At 66.2% G+C, this 16263-nt stretch carries 21 protein-coding genes; 9 read left to right on the top strand and 12 right to left on the bottom strand.

Annotation, left to right across the window (positions count from 1 at the left end; all coding sequences use genetic code 11):
- Positions 1-4: 4 nt before the first annotated feature.
- The 3 genes from AC1RJ5_RS07380 to arsC form a co-directional block, all read right to left on the bottom strand.
- Entirely contained in the window at positions 5-883 is an 879-nt protein-coding gene (locus tag AC1RJ5_RS07380) for an AraC family transcriptional regulator (protein ID WP_493112540.1), read from the bottom strand.
- A gap of 179 nt (positions 884-1062) precedes the next feature.
- Positions 1063-2145, bottom strand: a complete 1083-nt coding sequence (locus tag AC1RJ5_RS07375) for a GGDEF domain-containing protein (RefSeq protein WP_493112538.1) — start codon at positions 2143-2145, stop codon at positions 1063-1065.
- A gap of 186 nt (positions 2146-2331) precedes the next feature.
- On the bottom strand, positions 2332-2670 hold the full coding sequence (arsC, locus tag AC1RJ5_RS07370) for an arsenate reductase (glutaredoxin) (protein ID WP_342251606.1): 339 nt from the start codon (positions 2668-2670) through the stop codon (positions 2332-2334).
- Between the two features lie 65 nt (positions 2671-2735).
- On the opposite strand from arsC, the gene AC1RJ5_RS07365 reads away from it, so the two are divergent.
- Complete coding sequence (locus tag AC1RJ5_RS07365) at positions 2736-3569, top strand: hypothetical protein (protein WP_269574462.1); 834 nt, start codon at positions 2736-2738, stop codon at positions 3567-3569.
- Positions 3570-3604: 35 nt separating this feature from the next.
- On the opposite strand, the gene accC is transcribed toward AC1RJ5_RS07365, so the two are convergent.
- Genes accC through aroQ form a run of 3 tightly spaced genes read right to left on the bottom strand, consistent with a single transcriptional unit; the run spans position 3605 to position 5921 of the window.
- Positions 3605-4960 (bottom strand): acetyl-CoA carboxylase biotin carboxylase subunit, encoded by a 1356-nt coding sequence (gene accC / locus AC1RJ5_RS07360; RefSeq protein WP_269574463.1) that lies wholly within the window; start codon positions 4958-4960, stop codon positions 3605-3607.
- A 5-nt stretch (positions 4961-4965) separates the two neighbouring features.
- The gene (gene accB, locus AC1RJ5_RS07355; protein WP_184169532.1) at positions 4966-5451 is read right to left on the bottom strand and encodes an acetyl-CoA carboxylase biotin carboxyl carrier protein; all 486 of its coding nucleotides are present in this window, start codon (positions 5449-5451) and stop codon (positions 4966-4968) included.
- A 35-nt stretch (positions 5452-5486) separates the two neighbouring features.
- On the bottom strand, positions 5487-5921 hold the full coding sequence (aroQ, locus tag AC1RJ5_RS07350) for a type II 3-dehydroquinate dehydratase (protein ID WP_269574464.1): 435 nt from the start codon (positions 5919-5921) through the stop codon (positions 5487-5489).
- A gap of 80 nt (positions 5922-6001) precedes the next feature.
- Between aroQ and thiS the strand changes: the two genes are divergently transcribed.
- Together thiS and AC1RJ5_RS07340 are read left to right on the top strand one after the other, a co-directional pair.
- A complete protein-coding gene (thiS, locus tag AC1RJ5_RS07345; RefSeq protein WP_493112534.1) occupies positions 6002-7006 on the top strand; it encodes a sulfur carrier protein ThiS in 1005 nt (334 codons plus the stop codon).
- On the top strand, positions 7006-7782 hold the full coding sequence (locus tag AC1RJ5_RS07340; RefSeq protein ID WP_493112532.1) for an alpha/beta hydrolase: 777 nt from the start codon (positions 7006-7008) through the stop codon (positions 7780-7782). Before thiS ends, AC1RJ5_RS07340 begins: the two co-directional genes overlap by 1 nt.
- 96 nt (positions 7783-7878) lie before the next feature.
- Here AC1RJ5_RS07340 and AC1RJ5_RS07335 read toward each other — a convergent pair whose 3' ends face one another.
- Positions 7879-8475, bottom strand: coding sequence for a class I SAM-dependent methyltransferase (locus AC1RJ5_RS07335; RefSeq protein ID WP_493112530.1), 597 nt, complete (start codon positions 8473-8475; stop codon positions 7879-7881).
- Positions 8476-8566: 91 nt separating this feature from the next.
- Here AC1RJ5_RS07335 and AC1RJ5_RS07330 point away from each other — a divergent pair, with 91 nt between their 5' ends.
- Both AC1RJ5_RS07330 and AC1RJ5_RS07325 read left to right on the top strand, forming a co-directional pair.
- Positions 8567-8770 (top strand): CsbD family protein, encoded by a 204-nt coding sequence (locus AC1RJ5_RS07330; protein ID WP_269574468.1) that lies wholly within the window; start codon positions 8567-8569, stop codon positions 8768-8770.
- Between the two features lie 88 nt (positions 8771-8858).
- Positions 8859-9554, top strand: coding sequence for an ankyrin repeat domain-containing protein (locus AC1RJ5_RS07325; RefSeq protein WP_493112528.1), 696 nt, complete (start codon positions 8859-8861; stop codon positions 9552-9554).
- 97 nt (positions 9555-9651) lie between these two features.
- On the opposite strand, the gene AC1RJ5_RS07320 is transcribed toward AC1RJ5_RS07325, so the two are convergent.
- Positions 9652-10458 carry an SDR family NAD(P)-dependent oxidoreductase gene (locus AC1RJ5_RS07320; RefSeq protein ID WP_493112526.1) on the bottom strand — a complete coding sequence of 269 codons (807 nt, stop codon included), beginning with the start codon at positions 10456-10458 and terminating at the stop codon, positions 9652-9654.
- 75 nt (positions 10459-10533) lie between these two features.
- Between AC1RJ5_RS07320 and AC1RJ5_RS07315 the strand changes: the two genes are divergently transcribed.
- Complete coding sequence (locus AC1RJ5_RS07315; protein ID WP_342250395.1) at positions 10534-11016, top strand: winged helix-turn-helix transcriptional regulator; 483 nt, start codon at positions 10534-10536, stop codon at positions 11014-11016.
- Positions 11017-11031: 15 nt separating this feature from the next.
- Here the strand turns inward: AC1RJ5_RS07315 and AC1RJ5_RS07310 are convergent, their stop codons facing one another.
- Both AC1RJ5_RS07310 and AC1RJ5_RS07305 read right to left on the bottom strand, forming a co-directional pair.
- Positions 11032-11271 carry a hypothetical protein gene (locus AC1RJ5_RS07310; protein ID WP_184169507.1) on the bottom strand — a complete coding sequence of 80 codons (240 nt, stop codon included), beginning with the start codon at positions 11269-11271 and terminating at the stop codon, positions 11032-11034.
- Between the two features lie 76 nt (positions 11272-11347).
- Positions 11348-13000: a thiamine pyrophosphate-binding protein gene (locus tag AC1RJ5_RS07305; protein ID WP_493112523.1), complete on the bottom strand. Its 1653-nt coding sequence runs from the start codon at positions 12998-13000 to the stop codon at positions 11348-11350.
- Between the two features lie 179 nt (positions 13001-13179).
- Here AC1RJ5_RS07305 and AC1RJ5_RS07300 point away from each other — a divergent pair, with 179 nt between their 5' ends.
- Both AC1RJ5_RS07300 and AC1RJ5_RS07295 read left to right on the top strand, forming a co-directional pair.
- Positions 13180-13797, top strand: a complete 618-nt coding sequence (locus AC1RJ5_RS07300) for an SMI1/KNR4 family protein (protein ID WP_493112521.1) — start codon at positions 13180-13182, stop codon at positions 13795-13797.
- Between the two features lie 29 nt (positions 13798-13826).
- Complete coding sequence (locus tag AC1RJ5_RS07295; RefSeq protein WP_493112519.1) at positions 13827-14588, top strand: glutathione S-transferase family protein; 762 nt, start codon at positions 13827-13829, stop codon at positions 14586-14588.
- On the opposite strand, the gene AC1RJ5_RS07290 is transcribed toward AC1RJ5_RS07295, so the two are convergent.
- Together AC1RJ5_RS07290 and AC1RJ5_RS07285 are read right to left on the bottom strand one after the other, a co-directional pair.
- Positions 14585-15013 carry a hypothetical protein gene (locus AC1RJ5_RS07290; protein ID WP_493112517.1) on the bottom strand — a complete coding sequence of 143 codons (429 nt, stop codon included), beginning with the start codon at positions 15011-15013 and terminating at the stop codon, positions 14585-14587. The genes AC1RJ5_RS07295 and AC1RJ5_RS07290 overlap by 4 nt on opposite strands.
- Before the next feature lie 195 nt (positions 15014-15208).
- Positions 15209-15727 carry an outer membrane protein gene (locus tag AC1RJ5_RS07285; RefSeq protein WP_269574476.1) on the bottom strand — a complete coding sequence of 173 codons (519 nt, stop codon included), beginning with the start codon at positions 15725-15727 and terminating at the stop codon, positions 15209-15211.
- 214 nt (positions 15728-15941) lie between these two features.
- Here AC1RJ5_RS07285 and AC1RJ5_RS07280 point away from each other — a divergent pair, with 214 nt between their 5' ends.
- On the top strand, positions 15942-16223 hold the full coding sequence (locus tag AC1RJ5_RS07280) for a hypothetical protein (protein ID WP_493112514.1): 282 nt from the start codon (positions 15942-15944) through the stop codon (positions 16221-16223).
- Positions 16224-16263 lie beyond the last annotated feature (40 nt).

Here is a 16263-nt window from a genome sequence, read left to right as displayed (position 1 = left end):
GCGGCTAATTCAAGGGCAGGAACACGTCCGTCACGGCCTCGCTGGCCGGCACGTCCGGAAAGAACTTCACCCTTTGCGCGAACATCGGGAAGTCGCGCAGTTCCTCGCCGCTGCGCGGGAGCCAGTCGGCGTAGAGGAAGTGGGCGGCGGGGCGGAGATTGTCGCCCGGGCCCGTCATCCGGATCAGGGCGCAGCGGCCGGCAGGGATCAGGCCTTCGGTGACGCCGGCATGATTGGGCGCGACGCGGTTCGCCGCGCAGGCGATGTCGAGCCGGTAATCCTCGGCCGGCACGCTTTCCGGATCATTGTGCAGGATGTTGAAGGTCGCGCTCTTCGCCGGCGGCAGGCCATTGGCGCGGCGCCAGTCGATGAAGCGGCGGATCGTGTCGCCGATCGCGACGGGATCGCCGTGATGTTCGACCAGTGCGACCGGCGTGTCGGGGAAATCGATGATGGTGACATCGGCATCGGTGAAGGTGGGCGTCATGTGCTGGCTCCTTGCCTGTTCGAGCGGCGCGAGGGCCGCGTTCCAGGGAGCCCATTCCGGGCCGGCACGGAATTCGCTCGGGCTTTGTCCGATCCGCTGCCGGAACGCGCGCGCAAAGGCCTCAGGCCCGCCGAATCCGGAGTCGAGCGCGATGTCGAGCACGCTTTGCTTCCGGTAGGCGAGGGCGAGCGAGGCCCGTTTCAGGCGGGCGAGCTGGACATAGCGGTGGACGCTGATCCCGAAGAGTTCGGCGAACTGGCGGTGGAAATGGAAGGGCGAGAAGGCCGCGACGCGCGCCAGCGCCCCGGTGCCGAGATCGGCGTCGAGATGCGCGTCGATATGATCGAGCACGCGGCCCATCCGGGCGAGATAGTGCTGGCTTGCGTCTGGCTTCACGGTTCCTGGTCTCCCTGAGGGGAGGGGATGCCGCAAGGGGTGGTGGGGCGCCTGACGGTTCTTGCGGAGTTGGGGGGCTTTGGAAAAGCGCCGTTCCCCGGCGAACGCCGGGGCCCAGGGTTTCTATGCCGTGTCGCTTGTGACCCTGGGCCCCGGCTTTCGCCGGGGAGCTGTCAGGGTCAGGCCGCCGAGGCGATCGCGCTGGTGGAGGTGACCACCCGATCCTTGCCGGCGTGCTTGGCCGCATAGAGGAGTTCGTCGGCGATGCGCAGCGCTTCGCTTGGATCGCCGGTGACCGTGGTGACGCCGGCGGAGAAGCTGATCCGGCCGATCGGCATGTCGGTGGTCTGGTCGCGCAGCATCCGTTCGCGCAGCCTGGCGCGGCAGGCGTCGAGCGTGTCTGCCGCATCCTCGGCATCGCTGCCTTCGAACAGGCAGATGAACTCCTCGCCGCCATAGCGGCCGACCGTCACCCGGCGACCGAGGAACTCGCTCAGCGTGCGGCCGACGAAGCGGAGCACCCGGTCGCCGGTCTGGTGGCCGTGGCGGTCGTTGATCGCCTTGAAATTGTCGATGTCGCACAGCGCCAGCGCGAAGGGCGCGGCGTCGGTGCGGGCCAGCGCCTCTTCCATCCGGGTGAAGAAGCCGCGGCGATTGGGCAGGCAGGTGAGGTGATCCTCTTCCGCCTCGCGCACCGCGCGCTGGAGATCGGCGCGCAGCCGCTTGGTGTCCTCGCGGGTGCTCTCCAGCCGGCCGCCGATCCGCCGTGTGGTCTCGGCGACGTCGAGCGTTGCGGCGAGCAGGCGGCGATAGGCCTCGGCCGGCTCCTTCTCCATCTGCCCGGCGGCTTCGCCGAGCGCGGTCGAATAGGCACTGGTCGAAGCCGAGGCATCGCCGACGGCGCCAAGGCATTCGGCAACCTTGGCCTCGAGCTGGCGGGTGAGCTTGTCGAGCTTGTCGGGCGTGTCGTTGGGCGTGCAGCGCTCGACGATCCGCTCCACGTCGCGGTCGCTGAGCTTGCCCTTGAATTCGAGAACCGTCTGGGCCGCCTGGATCAGCGCGGTATCATTGCCGTCGAGGAAGCGGCTGGCGAAGTCGAAATTGGTCGTGGTCGGCTCGAGACCATATTGAAACAGCAGGGCGCCGACCTGCTCGTAGCGCAGGCGATACTGCGCGACCCGATCGGATTCGGTGCCGTCGCTGCGCCGGAACCAGGAGGTGAGGCGGTCGAGCGGGGAATGGAGCGAGACAGGCGCGTTCATGCCCGCGACTCGCCAATTCGGCCGGTGCTGAGTCGCACGGCCTCCCGTTTCGGACCTTTCCTGTAATTCCTGAACCTTACCGGCATTTCCACCCCCGTTTCGACGAGAATGCTACGCGGCGGATCGTTAATTTTCAGGCCACCAAAGCTCGGAAAGCCGTGGATAACCGGGCGTCCGGGCCGAAAATTATAGGATGGATCGGATATTCTCCGGCGGGCGGCCGAGGCGAACGCCCTTCTCGGTGACGACCAGCGGGCGCTCGATCAGGATCGGGTTTGCGGCCATCGCATCGAGGATGGTGTCGTCGTCCGCGCCCTTGAGCGGCTTGGCGGCGTCCTCGGCGATGCGCAGGCCTTCGCGCGGGGTCATGCCGGCGCGGGCATAGAGGTCCTTCAGCGTGTCGCGGCTCGGCGGGGTCTTGAGATACTCGATGATCTCGACCTCGATGCCCGGCGTCTCGTTCAGGATCGCCAGCGCCTCGCGTGACTTGGAGCAGCGGGGATTGTGGTAGATCGTGGCCTTCATGCTTGTGCCTTGATTGTCTTGAAACGAAGAAGTTGTGATACCAATCGTTGGGTTTGAGGGGGGCTATGCGAGAAATTCACTTTGGTCTTGTGGCAGCCGTCCTGGTCGTGTGGGGGCTGAATTTTATTAGTCCAGCGTCAGCGCAGCAAGCGCCCGAAGGGTTTGTGATCGTCGAAGCAGTCGAAACTGCGGACATTGCTGTGCGATCAGTGCACGCTGGAGATTCGATCCTCAAATTGAAGACCTATGCCCCCTTTGCGATTAAGCTGGATGAAGACGTTGGGCTAAATAGCGATTTAGCTATGCGCGCGTCCATCGACCCAAGCGCGCCATTGCGCCGGGGTGTGGTGCTAATCGCAACCGAGAATCGTAGCGGGCGCTATTGCGTGCCTTTGCGCGCAAGCGGAATCGGCATGGCTGGGGCCTGCCTAATCGACAGCAATGCCGACGGAAAATTCGACGGAATTCAGAAAGTCGCGTTCACCTCGATCAATCCCGACGGCATGGCCGTGAGTAAGAAGGGAAATGTGATTGGGGTACGGCATAAGCAAATTGAGGCGCTGCCATCACCAATTTCTTATTCGCCAGTTGACTATCACGAGGGGCCGGCAGGGGAGGCCGACCTGCGCTGGGGCGGCAAGCGGGCAAAGATTGCTGGCCAGTCTTCCAATATTGCCTTTTGGTTTGATTATGATCGGACTGAAGGCCCTTTGTCGGTTCCGACGGCAGTTACTGTCGATGCCGGGCCGGGGCGAATCGAGATTTTTGGCTTCTCTCTACAATTGATGGGATTCGATACCAGTAAATCTCTTCTCATTCAGTCGGCTTCGGTAAAGTCCGGCGTTCGGGCGTCGATGACGTTCCGAAATCGAGCGATGGGGATGATGATCTACTTGTAACGAATCCTTTCAGGCGGACCTGATCCCGGATGGGATCAGGCCTCGTCCTGGCGTGCCAGCCACTCTTCGAGCCACTTGATCGTGTACTCGCCCTTCTGGAACTCGGGGTCGTCGAGCAGCGCCTGGTGGAGCGGGATGGTGGTCTTCATCCCGTCGATCACGAACTCCTCCAGCGCCCGGCGCAGGCGGCGCAGCGCGCCCTGGCGGGTGGTGCCGTAGACGATCAGCTTGGCGATCATCGAGTCGTAATAGGGCGGCACCTTGTAGCCGGCGTAGAGGCCCGAATCGACGCGGACGTTCATGCCGCCCGGCGCGTGATAGCCCTTCACCAGGCCCGGCGAGGGGGCGAAGGTGCGCGGGTCCTCGGCGTTGATGCGGCACTCGATCGCATGGCCGCGGAAGACGACGTCCTCCTGGCGCAGCGTCAGGCCATGGCCCTCGGCGACGCGGATCTGCTCGCGGACGAGATCGAGGCCGGTGATCGCCTCGGTCACCGGATGCTCCACCTGCAGGCGGGTGTTCATCTCGATGAAGTAGAACTCGCCATTTTCCCACAGGAACTCGATCGTGCCGGCGCCGCGATAGCCCATGTCGGCCATCGCCCTGGCGCAGATCCCGCCGATGCGCTCGCGCTCCTCGGACGAGAGGACGGGCGAGGGGGCTTCCTCGAGCACCTTCTGGTGGCGGCGCTGGAGCGAGCAGTCGCGCTCGCCGAGGTGGATGGCGTTGCCATTGCCGTCGCCGAACACCTGCACTTCGATGTGGCGCGGGTTGCCGAGATACTTTTCGAGATAGACGGTGGCGTCGCCGAAGGCGGCCTTGGCCTCGCTGCCCGCCTGGAGCATCTGCGCTTCGAGATCGGCCGGGTTGGTCACGACCTTCATGCCGCGGCCGCCGCCGCCCGACGCGGCCTTGATGATCACCGGATAGCCGGCGGCTTCCGCGATCTTCTTGGCTTCCTCGACATCGCTGATCGCGCCGTCCGAGCCAGGGACGAGCGGCAGGCCGAGCGCGCCGGCGGTGCGCTTCGCCTCGATCTTGTCGCCCATGGTGCGGATATGCTCGGGCTTGGGGCCGACGAAGATGATGCCGTGCGCCTCGACGATCTCGGCGAACTTGGCGTTCTCCGAGAGGAAGCCATAGCCCGGGTGGATCGCATCCGCGCCCGAGATCTCCGCCGCGGCGATGATCCGGTCGATCTTCAGATAGCTCTCGGCGGCAGCCGGCGGCCCGATGCAGATCGCCTCGTCGGCGAGGCGGACATGCATCGCGTCCGAATCGGCGGTGGAGTGCACCGCGACGGTCTTGATGCCCATCTCGTGGCAGGCACGATGGATGCGCAGCGCGATCTCGCCGCGATTTGCGATCAGGAGCTTCTTGATCTCGGGCAAGGCGCTTACTCGACCACCACGAGGGGCTGGTCGAACTCGACCGGCTGGCCGTTGTCGACCAGGATCGCCTTGACCGTGCCGGCCGAGGTGGCGTGGATCGGGTTCATCACCTTCATCGCCTCGATGATCAGCAGCGTGTCGCCGGCCTTCACCGACTGGCCGACTGCGATGAAGTTCGCGGCTTCCGGGTTCGGCGCGAGATAGGCGGTGCCGACCATCGGCGACTTGACGGCGTTGAGCGCGGCGACCGGCGCGGCTTCGGCGGCCGGAGCCGCAGCGGCGGGCGCGGCAACCGGGGCGGCCACGGGCGCGGCCATCGGCGCCTGCATGATCGCGGGCGCAGCCTGCACGGTGCGGGCGACGCGGACCTTGCGGTCGGCGTCCTCGACCTCGATTTCGGTCAGATTGGTTTCGTCGAGCACTGCGGCGAGCTGGCGCACCAGCTCGATATCAACCTGCATGGCGCCCGCCTTGTCGTTCTTGTCTGCCATTTGATCTCGTTCTTCCGATGAAACCGCGCCCTTTGTCAGAGGAGCGCGGCGGCTTCAAGCGCAAGCATGTAGGACAGCGCCCCGAAACCGGAGATGGTTCCCTTGGCGGCCATGCCCACATAGCTGTGGTGGCGAAACTCCTCCCGGGCGAGCGGGTTGGAGAGATGGACTTCGAGTACCGGCGTCCTGATCGAGCGGATCGCATCGTAGAGCGCCAGGCTGGTATGGGTGAAGGCACCGGCATTCAGCAAGACGGCTTTTGCACCGCGCGCCTGGGCCTCGTGCAGCCAGTCGACCAGATGGCCCTCATGGTTGGACTGGCGCAGGTCGATCTCGAGATCGAGCTCCTTGGCACGGTCTTCCAGCCGGCCGGCAATGTCGTCGAGCGTGTCCGAACCGTAGATCTCCGGCTCGCGCAGCCCCAGCAGATTCAGGTTGGGACCGTTGAGGACGTAGATCGTGTTGGCCAAGGCCAAGCCTTTCGGTTGCGGGCGCGGGAGCGGCTTCCCTATATGAGCCCGCGCTTCCGATCAATTTCCAAGGACAGTTCATGCACAGCGACGGCACCGTCTCCATCACCGTAAACGGCGAGCACAAGCGGGTGACGGCCGGCCTGACCATCGCCCAGCTGGCCGAGGAGCTCGGCCTGGTGCCCGCCAAGCTGGCGGTGGAGCGCAACCTTGAGGTCGTTCCGCGCTCGACACTGGACCAGGTGGTCGTCGAGGATGGCGACGAGCTGGAGATCGTCCACTTCGTCGGTGGCGGCGACCATGGCAAGCCGGTGGACGAAGACACGTGGAGCGTCGCCGGCAAGACCTTCCGCTCGCGGCTGATCGTCGGCACCGGCAAGTACAAGGATTTCGAGCAGAACGCGGCAGCGGTGACTGCTTCGGGCGCCGAGATCGTCACCGTGGCGGTGCGGCGGGTGAACGTCAGCGATCCGAACGCGCCGATGCTCACCGACTATATCGATCCCAAGAAGATCACCTACCTGCCCAACACCGCCGGCTGCTTCGATGCCGAATCGGCGATCCGCACGCTGCGCCTGGCACGTGAGGCGGGCGGCTGGGAGCTGGTGAAGCTCGAAGTGCTGGGCGAGGCGCGGACTCTCTACCCGGACATGGTCGAGACTCTCCGGGCCACGGAAATTCTGGCGAACGAAGGCTTCAAGCCGATGGTCTATTGCGTCGATGATCCGATCGCCGCCAAGCGGCTGGAGGATGCGGGCGCGGTGGCGATCATGCCGCTGGGCGCGCCGATCGGCTCGGGCCTGGGCATCCAGAACCAGGTGACGATCCGGCTGATCGTGGAAGGCGCCAAGGTGCCGGTGCTGGTCGATGCCGGCGTGGGAAGCGCTAGCGACGCCGCGATCGGCATGGAGCTGGGCTGCGACGGCATCCTGATGAACACCGCGATCGCCGAGGCCAAGGACCCGATCCTGATGGCGGCTGCGATGAAGGCGGCAGTGGAAGCCGGCCGGCTTTCCTATCGTGCCGGGCGCATGGCCAAGCGCCGCTATGCCGATCCGTCGAGCCCGCTGGCAGGCCTGATCTGATGCGGGGCGCTGCTGCGGCGCTTGCGTTGCTGGCGCTCTCGGCCTGCCATCCCAAGCCCGCCAACGTGCCCAAGGAGGCACGCTCGATCTCGGCCGAGCCGGTGACGCTCACCGCGGCGGACGGCGTGAAGATCGCCGGCGTCCATACCGGCGTGGAGAAGCCCAAGGCGCTGATCCTGCTCTTCCACCAGGCCGAATCGGGCAAGGACGAATACGCCACGATCGCGCCGCGCCTCGCCACCTGGGGCTATGCCTCGCTGCGGATCGACCAGCGTGCCGGCGGCGAGCTGTTCGGCGGAAACGCGACCGCCAAGGGCGTGGGCGTGAAGCCGGGCCATGTCGCGACTCCGGCCGAATATCTGGCGGCGAAGCCGGATCTGGAGGCCGCGCTTGCCTGGGCCGAGGCGAAGAAGCTGCCGGTGATCCTGTGGGGCAGCAGCTATTCGGCATCGCTGGTATTTCTGCTCGCGGCCGAGCATCCCGAGCTGCGGGCGGTGATGGCCTTCTCGCCGGGCGAATATTTCGACGACAAGACGCTGGTGGCGAAGGCTGCGGCCAAGGTGCGGGTGCCGGTGTTCGCGACCTCCGCCAAGGACGGGCACGAGATCGACGCGGCGCGCGACATCCTCGCCGCGGTGCCCGGTGCCAAGGAGCAGTTCGTGCCCAAGCTGGGCGGGGTGCACGGTTCCTCGACCTTGCTGCGCGCGAAGAATCCCGACGGGTCCGAGCCGGCCTGGACGGCGGTGCTGGCGTTCCTGCAGAAGGTGGCGCCCTAGCTTCGGTCATCCCGGCCTGGCGCCGGGATCCCGCTTCTTCGCTTGGGTAAGGTAGCGGGACCCCGGCTCGAGGCCGGGGTGACGATAGAGGGGGGGCTAATGCGGCCGCCGCACCAGCCATACCGAGCGGCCGCCGGTAGCGGCGTCCTCGGGCTTGTAGGCGACTTCGAACAGGCCAGTCTTCGCGAACACCGCGCGATATTCGGCCGGATCGGCGCTGGCGTGGAAGAGCTCCTCGCCGAACTGGCAGCCCATTGCGGTGCCGCGTGCCGGGCCGGTGTTGAACAGCAAGGTGCCACCCGGCGCCAGCCAGGGCGCTAGACGCGCGATCAGGGCAAGCTGGTCGTCGGCGGGCAGGTGGAAGGCGCTGTCCCAGGCGATGATCCCACCATAGGCGGTGTCGAGCGGCACGCTGCGCATATCGGCTACAATCCAGCGCTCGCGCGGAAAGCGGGTGCGGCACAGCGCGATCATCTCGTGCGAGGCATCGACGCCGGTGACCGGATGATGATGGGCGATCAGGTAGCGGGCGATCGGCTCGCCCGCCCCGCAGCCGAGATCGAGCACCGGCGCACCCTTCGCTACCCCCAGCAGGAATCGGTCGAGCCAGGCGCGTTCGGCGAAGCGCTTGCGCCGCTCATGGTCGAACGCGTGCGCATGTCTTTCATAATGTTCGGCAATCCGCTCAGGCATGACGGAACCCATTTCCAGCGCGGACCGTTGTTTCAGTCGGACGGATGACAAGCGCGGCCAAGCGCCAATCCGCGGCTAGGAGACTGGAATCATGGGCGAACTTACCGACAAGATCAAGGGCAACGTCAACGAGCTGGTGGGCAAGGCCAAGCAGGCCGTGGCCGGCGATCCCGCCGACCCGCAGCGCACCCATGCCGACGACAAGCTGGATGCCGAGGGCAAGGCCCAGGAGCTCAAGGGGAAGGGCCAGCAGTTCATCGGCAAGGTGAAGGGCGCGCTCGGCGACGATATCTGATCCGCCCAGGCGGATACTCGGGTGAGGCCGCTCCGGGAAACCGGGGCGGCCTCTTTGTATGGCGGGTGCTCGCGTTTAGGATGCGGCCATGGTTTCGAAGACCAGCCTCACGGAAAGCGTGCGTGGCCACCGGGTGGAGGCGGTGCGCGAGGGGCTGGCGCTGCGTCCCGACCTGCTTGGCCACCGCGACGAGCGGGGGCGGAACTGGCTCCATCTGGCCTGTTCGGTGCCCGGCACGCCGATCGCGATGGCGGAATTGCTGCTCGGCCTGGGCCTGGGACTGGACGAGGCCGCTTTCACCGAAGGGGAATGGCGGGCCACGCCGCTCTGGTTCTCCATCGCGCGCGGCCAGAACTATCCGCTGGCCGAATATCTGCTGAAGCGTGGCTGCAATCCCGATTTCTGCCTGTTCGCCGCCGCCTGGAACGAGGATCGTGCGACGATTCGGCTGCTGCTGACGCATGGCGCGGATATCGAGGAAGGCGCGGGCCGCGGCGAGACGCCGCTGCTCGGGGCGGTGGGCTGGAGCAAGTTCGGTCCGGCGGAGGAATTGCTGGATGGCGGCGCCAATCCCGATGCGCGCGACGGCAAGGGGCGGACCGCGCTGCACCTGATGCTCAGGAAGGGCAGCGCGGCCGGGCATTTCGCGATGTTCGTGGCTGCCGGCGCGCGGGGGGATATTGCCGATGCCGAAGGGCGGACGGCGGTGGCGCTGCTGCGGCGGAAGCGCGATCCGGTGTGGAAGGGAATCGCCGAGGGGCTGGTGAGCCTCTCCTCCCGCTGACCTGTTCCCCGGCGAAGGCCGGGGCCCAGAGCCACAAGCGCGACGGCGGAGCAACCCTGGACCCCGGCCTTCGCCGGGGAACAGGTTGGTGGTGCGCTCAGGCCTCCACAACCTCGCGATAACGCGGCGCGACGTCGCGCTTCGAAAGGTGCGGGCCCATGGCGAGGCGAGCCTCGGTATAGGCGGTGTACAACCCCTCGTCGGCGAGCGGCGGGATCGTCACGGTCTCGCCCCGGTCGAAACCGAGCAGCGCCGCGTTGACCAGATCGTCCACGCCCATCACGAAATCGGCCGGGAAGCTGTCGACGTCCTTGCCCGACCGCTCCCAGATCTCGGTGCGGGTAGCGCCGGGCAGCACCGCCTGGACGCGCACGCCGAGCGGCTCGAGCTGGCCGGCGAGCGAGAGCGACAGGTTGAGCAGGAAGGCCTTGGAGCCCGAATAGGTGCCGTCATACATCTCCGGCACGAAGGCGAGCACCGATGCGACGTTGATGATCGCACCGCGCCCGCGTGCCTTGAACGCCTTGCCGGCGGCCGAAGCGAGCAGGGCGGGGGCGGTGATGTTGAGTGCGATCAGCCGCTCGATCGCCGGCCCCTCATTGTCGAGCAGCCCGCCGTTCAGCGACATGCCGGCATTGTTGACCAGCAGGGTGATCGCTTCGTCGGTGGCGAGGCGCTTAGCGACGCGGTCGAGATCGTCGCCATCGGTGAGGTCGGCGGGAAACACTTCGACGGTATGGCCGGTCTCGGCGGTGAGGCGCTCGGCCAGCGCCTGCATGCGTGCGGTATCGCGGGCAACGAGGATCAGGTCATGGCCGCGCTTCGCCAGCCGGTCTGCATATACGGCGCCGATGCCGGTGGAAGCGCCGGTGATCAGGGCGGTGCCAAGGGTGGAATCAGTCATGGGTCGTCTCCGAAGCGGCCCGGAGATCGAGTCGCTTGCAATTTAATAGTGAGTCACTATCATTATGCAATGGATATGAGCGAAGAAAAAAATCGGACCTGCTGCCCGGTCGCCCGTGGGCTGGAAAAGGTCGGGGATGCGTGGAGCATGCTGATCCTGCGCGATCTCTCGCTTGGCCTGCGCCGGTTCGAGGAGTTGCGGGTGAGCCTGAAGATCGCGCCGAACATCCTCACCGCGCGGCTGCGCGCGCTGGGCGAGGCGGGGCTGGTGGAGAAACGGCGCTATAGCGAGCGCCCGCCGCGGGACGAATATGTGCTGACCGAGGCCGGGCGCGATTTCCTGCCGGTATTGCACGTGATCGGCGAATGGGGCCGGCGCCACAATGGCGAAGGCGGCACCAGCCGGCTGGTCGATATGGAGACCGATGCGCTGGTCGAGCCGATGGTGATCGACCGGCTGACCGGCAAGCCGCTGGCCGATGCGAAGCTGCGCCTGGCGCAGCCGGACGATCCGCTGGTGTCCGGCGCGGCGCCGAAGCGCTCGTGGTTGCTGGACTGAGGCTGTGCTCCCGGATCAATCCGGGATGTAGAAGCTCCACAGGTCGCTCTGCAGCTTGTGGGCGGCGAAGCGGACCGGGCGGGTCTTCGGGCCGATCTCGCAGATCATGTGCGAGAGGATATCGACCGGCACCATCGGATCGGGCAGGCGGACGGTCTCCGCGTTGATCCAGCGCCATTCTTCCTTCCAGACCTGACGGTTCTGGATGGTCAGATTGTCGCCCTTGCGCCCGACGTGCAGGTGCCGCCAGCCCATATCATGCCTCTTCGATTGAATCCCTGTTTCAGCATTATAGCGGGCAGGGACCTTTCGAATCGGCACCTGGCCGCCTTTATTTGCTCCGCAGGCCCGAGACGGTGAGCCCCGGGGTGATGAACTCGATATCGGTCTTGAGGTGGAGCAGGCGCAGGCCGTCGCGCTCCAGCACCCGGGCCAGGGCAGGGGCGAACTGCTCGGTCGTCTCCACCGTCTCGGCCCAGCCGCCATAGGCGCGGGCGAGCGCGGCGAAATCCGGATTCTTCAGCGTCGTGCCCGAGAGGCGCGTGGGGTATTCGCGCTCCTGGTGCATGCGGATCGTGCCATAGGTCGAGTTGTCGATCAGCAGCACGATCAGGTTGGCGTCATGCTGGACGGCGGTGGCAAGCTCCTGGCCGTTCATCATGAAGTCGCCGTCGCCGGCGAGCGCGACCGCGGTGCGATCGGGGAAGCGGATCGCCGCGGCCACCGCCGCGGGCACGCCATAGCCCATCGCCCCGGCAGTGGGGGCGAGCTGGGAGGGGTGGGCGGCATAGGGCCAGTAGCGATGCCACCAGCTCGAGAAATTGCCCGCGCCGTTGCAGATGATCGTGTCCGCCGGCATCGCCGCGCGCATCGCCGCGACGCACTGGCCGAGATCGAGCGCCACGCCGTCGCGGGGCTTGGGGGTGGACCAGTCGAGCCACTCGGCATGTGCCTGCTCGGCGTCGAAGCTCGGAAGCTCGACGTCCTCATCGGCGGCCAGCGTCGCCGCGAACTCGAACGGTTTGGCGCAGATCGGCAGGTCGGCGAGATAGACGCGGTTGAGCTCGTTCGGGTCCGGATGGACGTGGATCAGCGTCTGGCCGGGATGATCGGGGGTGACCAAGGTATAGCCGTCGGTGGTCGCCTCGCCGAGGCGTGCCCCGACCACCAGCAGCAGGTCGGCATCCTTGATCCGCTGGACCAGCTTCGGGTTCGGGCCATAGCCCAGATTGCCGGCCCAGACCGGCGAGGCGTTGGGGATCGCGTCCTGGCGGCGGAAGGCACCGGCGACGGGCAGGGCGATGCGCTCGGCGAACTTGAGAAAGGCCTCGCCGGTCTCGGCATCCCAGCCGGCGCCGCCGACGATCGCGACCGGGCGCTTGGCCTGTTCCAGCAGCGCATACATCTGGTCGAGGTCATAGCCGTCGGGCGCCTGGAGCGGCGGGGCGAGCTCGGGCCGGTCGACAGCCTCGACTTCGTCGCACAGCATGTCCTCGGGCAGGGCGATCACCACCGGGCCCGGTCGGCCGGACATGGCCACGGCATAGGCGCGGGCGACATATTCGGGGATGCGGCGCGCGTCCTCGATCTTGGTCGCCCATTTTGCGAGCGGCGCGAACATCGCGGGGAAATCGACTTCCTGGAAGCCTTCGCGGTCGCGCATGCCGCGGTCGACATCGCCGATGAACAGGATCATCGGCTGCGAATCCTGCATCGCGACATGCACGCCGATCGAGGCATTGGTCGCGCCCGGGCCGCGGGTGACGAAGGCGACGCCAGGCTTGCCGGTCATCGCGCCATCGGCGCAGGCCATGAAGCCGACTCCGCCTTCCTGGCGGCAGGTCACCACGTCGATCCGCGGCGTGTCGTGCAGCGCGTCGAGCACGGCGAGGAAGCTCTCGCCCGGCACGTGGAAGATGCGGTCGCAGCCCTGCGCAACCAGATTGTCGACGAGGATCCGGCCCCCGGTACGTTTCGCGGTCATGGCGCCTTGTCTAGCGAGGCCGCGCGGCCAGACCAACCCGTGCGATTGTTACCGGCGTATAGGCTGCGGCAATGGCGCGAACCGCCGCGAACTATGTCCGATCCGGAGTCTTCTGCCCAGTCCGATGCTGTTCGGCGTCCCCGTCCCACGATAGAAAACGGTACGAAAGGGGAACGGATATGGCTGGCGATTTCAAGTCCGCGTTCGATGCGTGGCTCGTCTTTCTGAACGATCTCGGCTTCGTCGCAGAAGCGCAGCTCAACCCTCCGGCGACCAGGGCGGCGATCATGGCGGTGGAAGCGGAAATCGGCTTCCGCCTCCCCGACGACCTGCGGGAACTCTACCTGCGGGCGGACGGGCAGAAGCGCTTCCATGAGCCGATCGATCCCACGCCCGGTACGATCGTGACGCCCCTGTTCGGCGGATATGAATTCGCTTCGCTCTCCCGCGCGCTCGATGATTATCGGACCTGGGTGGACGTCATCCACGAATGGGGCGACGAGAGCGACCCGAACGAATGGATCACGCTGCGCGCGGGCGATCCGCCGGTCGCGCGCGAATATTTCCGGCGCGGCTGGTTTCCGTTCGCGATCGATGGCGGGGGAAATGCCTATGCGGTCGATCTCGCGCCGGTTCCGGGCGGTAGCCATGGGCAGATCATCGTGATCGGCAGCGACGAGGACGAGCGCCAGGTGCTGGCGCCGGGGCTCACGGCATTCCTTGTCGCGGCGGCCCAGTGCGAGCCGGTCTGGGAGGAGGGCGATGGTCCGCTGCGCTTTTTCGAGATAGAGCTCTGATCCAGGAACGGCGATAGTGCGGAGGCCTCATGCTCATCATCGGCAACCATGTCTCGCCCTATGCCCGCAAGGTGTTCGTCGCGCTTGATCACAAGGGCGTCGACTATGAGATCGATCCGATCGTGCCGTTCTTCGGAACCGAGGAATTCACCCGGGTAAGTCCCTTGCGCCGGATTCCGGTGCTGATCGACGGCGATCTGCTGCTCAACGATTCGACGGTGATCGCCGAATATGTCGATGAGCGCTGGCCCGAGCCGCCGCTGATGCCGCGCGCCGCCGCCGACCGGGCAAAGGCGCGCTGGATGGAGGAGTTTGCCGACAGCCGGCTGGGCGACCTGATCATCTGGCGGCTCTTCTACCAGAAGACGATCGTCCCCTATGTGTGGAAGCGCGAGATCGACCATGCGCTGGTCGAGAAGACGGTGACGCAGGACCTGCCCGAGGCGCTCGACTGGATCGAGGCGCGGGCGCCGGGCGAGGGCTTCCTGTTCGATCATGTCTGCACCGCTGATTTCACCTATGCCTGCTTCTTCCGCAACGCTTCGCTCGCCGGGTTCGAGGTAGATGCGGAACGCTGGCCGCGAACCGCGAACTGGCTGGAGCGGGTCCGCGCGGTGCCGGCGTTCGCGGGGACGATGCCGCTTGAGGCGGCGATCTTCGGGGTGCGCTCGGCGGACCGGGCGGAGGCGCTGCAGGCGGCGGGCGCGAAAGTGGCCGAGCACAGCTATGGCGACCGGACGGCGCAGCGCTCGATCATGCTGGAAGATGGGCCAGCGGTCGGAGGAAGCTAGACTATCACGCTCTGGATCGGGGCCGGATAATGTCTGACGAACTCCCATCCCTTGCCGCTCTTTTGCAGAACGATCGCATCGCGCGAGTTTTTATCGGCCACTTCGACGAATGCGAAGCTCCCGGAAAAAGCTGGCGTGGAAAGCGTGGCCCTGGTCCTGCAATCCAGTTTCAGCGCATTGTCGATGAGGCTTTCCAGGTCGAGCGCGAGGCTCACGTCCCTGGATTGGGCAAGTTCGTCCGCGCGAAGGATCGCGGCGTCCCTCACCTTGTCACGCCAGGGGATGTGATAGCCTGAGGGCCGCCTGGTCTTGAGCGCCAGGCAGGTCGTTACGGGCTGTGCCTTCGCCACCTTTTCGAGGACCGCCCGCTCATCCGCGGTTGCCGGCGGCAGCAAAAGCCAGGCGACGCCGAGGGCGCCCGCCAAGCCAGTGCCAGGAGGGTGAACCGGAAAAGGGTGGGCCGGCGCAACTGCACGGCCGGAGCGTGCCCGAAGTATGTGGGACGGGCAATGCCGACATGCGGCCGTTATGGGGCTTGTCCCTGCCGCATCTCCCGAACGGAAAAGGGCCACGCGGTTGCCCGCGCGGCCCTCCTTGCTGTCCGGATTTGATCGGTTCGCTTAGAAGCGAACGCCGAGGCCGGCGACGACCTGGTCGCGGTTCAGGTCGATCTTCTCGTAGCGCGAGTAGCGATACTCGACCTTGCCGAAGAAGCGGCCGAAGTTCTTCTCGACGCCGGCGCCCAGACGGTAGCCGTCGTTGTTGATGCCGTCGTTGCCGACGCTGATGCGGGCATTGGTGTAGCCGGCCTTGCCGTAGATCAGCGTCGAACCGCCGACGACGAAGCCTGCGCGACCGCCGACATAGAGGTCACGGCCGGCTTCCACGCCACCTTCCTTGGTGGTCGCGCCGGTGATCTCGGCGTCGGCGCCGATCACGATGTTGTTGAACTGCTTGTCGTAGCCGATGGCGCCGCCATAGACGAAGCCCGAACGGCCATCACCCTCGGAGCCGACGTGATCCCAGCCGCCTTCGGCTTCGATGCGCGGGCCGTTGAACGGCGCGGCGCTGTCCTGCGCGAAAGCGGGAGTTGCGGTGGCTGCCACGAGGGCGAACGCGGACACTGCGAGAATTCGCATTATATTTCCTAACTTTGGACTTATTTACTCAGGTTCGGATGGCCATCCGGGGCTCTACGTAGGCCTCCGATTCCGCAGTGCAATATGGCAATTTAATTACAACTTCGGCGTGTTGCCTTTGTGCCACACCGCCATTCTCGATCATGTTCTGTTCAGGTTGGCCGAGAAGCCTCGCCGCCCTTGCGGCGCATGACGGGCTTGCTAGCATGCCCGCATGGGGGAACAGCTGACAGCCTTTGCCGGGGTGGCCATCGTTTTTGGCCTCACCTTCCTGCTGATGCGGGCGATGTGGCGCCAGATGCGCCGGGTCAACGCGCACACCGCAGCCGAAAGCCGGCGCAGAGCGGAAGAGGAAGAAGAGCGCCGCAGCCGTGCTCCGACCGAGCGCTGGGACGAAGGGCAGGGCCGGTACGTCCCGACGGAAGGCGATCCCAATGAGGAGTTGATCCGCCAGGGCTCGCGCGCCCGGTCCAACCCCTGGCCCTACGATCCCTGAGCGCCGCCGCTGCACCACGAAGTTGAAAGTCGGTTCAGGT

The sequence above is a fragment of the Sphingomonas sp. GW822-FHT03G08 genome, from assembly GCF_058801135.1.
This window is presented reverse-complemented; position numbering and strand designations above follow the sequence as displayed.

Bases quoted from the DNA above. Each gene is read 5' to 3' on its own strand.
- AC1RJ5_RS07375 (WP_493112538.1), bottom strand. From the start codon at position 2,145: ATGAACGCGCCTGTCTCGCTCCATTCCCCGCTCGACCGCCTCACCTCC.
- arsC (WP_342251606.1), bottom strand. From the start codon at position 2,670: ATGAAGGCCACGATCTACCACAATCCCCGCTGCTCCAAGTCACGCGAG.
- AC1RJ5_RS07365 (WP_269574462.1), top strand. From the start codon at position 2,736: ATGCGAGAAATTCACTTTGGTCTTGTGGCAGCCGTCCTGGTCGTGTGG.
- accB (WP_184169532.1), bottom strand. From the start codon at position 5,451: ATGGCAGACAAGAACGACAAGGCGGGCGCCATGCAGGTTGATATCGAG.
- thiS (WP_493112534.1), top strand. From the start codon at position 6,002: ATGCACAGCGACGGCACCGTCTCCATCACCGTAAACGGCGAGCACAAG.
- AC1RJ5_RS07340 (WP_493112532.1), top strand. From the start codon at position 7,006: ATGCGGGGCGCTGCTGCGGCGCTTGCGTTGCTGGCGCTCTCGGCCTGC.
- AC1RJ5_RS07335 (WP_493112530.1), bottom strand. From the start codon at position 8,475: ATGCCTGAGCGGATTGCCGAACATTATGAAAGACATGCGCACGCGTTC.
- AC1RJ5_RS07330 (WP_269574468.1), top strand. From the start codon at position 8,567: ATGGGCGAACTTACCGACAAGATCAAGGGCAACGTCAACGAGCTGGTG.
- AC1RJ5_RS07325 (WP_493112528.1), top strand. From the start codon at position 8,859: ATGGTTTCGAAGACCAGCCTCACGGAAAGCGTGCGTGGCCACCGGGTG.
- AC1RJ5_RS07320 (WP_493112526.1), bottom strand. From the start codon at position 10,458: ATGACTGATTCCACCCTTGGCACCGCCCTGATCACCGGCGCTTCCACC.
- AC1RJ5_RS07315 (WP_342250395.1), top strand. From the start codon at position 10,534: ATGAGCGAAGAAAAAAATCGGACCTGCTGCCCGGTCGCCCGTGGGCTG.
- AC1RJ5_RS07310 (WP_184169507.1), bottom strand. From the start codon at position 11,271: ATGGGCTGGCGGCACCTGCACGTCGGGCGCAAGGGCGACAATCTGACC.
- AC1RJ5_RS07305 (WP_493112523.1), bottom strand. From the start codon at position 13,000: ATGACCGCGAAACGTACCGGGGGCCGGATCCTCGTCGACAATCTGGTT.
- AC1RJ5_RS07300 (WP_493112521.1), top strand. From the start codon at position 13,180: ATGGCTGGCGATTTCAAGTCCGCGTTCGATGCGTGGCTCGTCTTTCTG.
- AC1RJ5_RS07295 (WP_493112519.1), top strand. From the start codon at position 13,827: ATGCTCATCATCGGCAACCATGTCTCGCCCTATGCCCGCAAGGTGTTC.
- AC1RJ5_RS07285 (WP_269574476.1), bottom strand. From the start codon at position 15,727: ATGCGAATTCTCGCAGTGTCCGCGTTCGCCCTCGTGGCAGCCACCGCA.
- AC1RJ5_RS07280 (WP_493112514.1), top strand. From the start codon at position 15,942: ATGGGGGAACAGCTGACAGCCTTTGCCGGGGTGGCCATCGTTTTTGGC.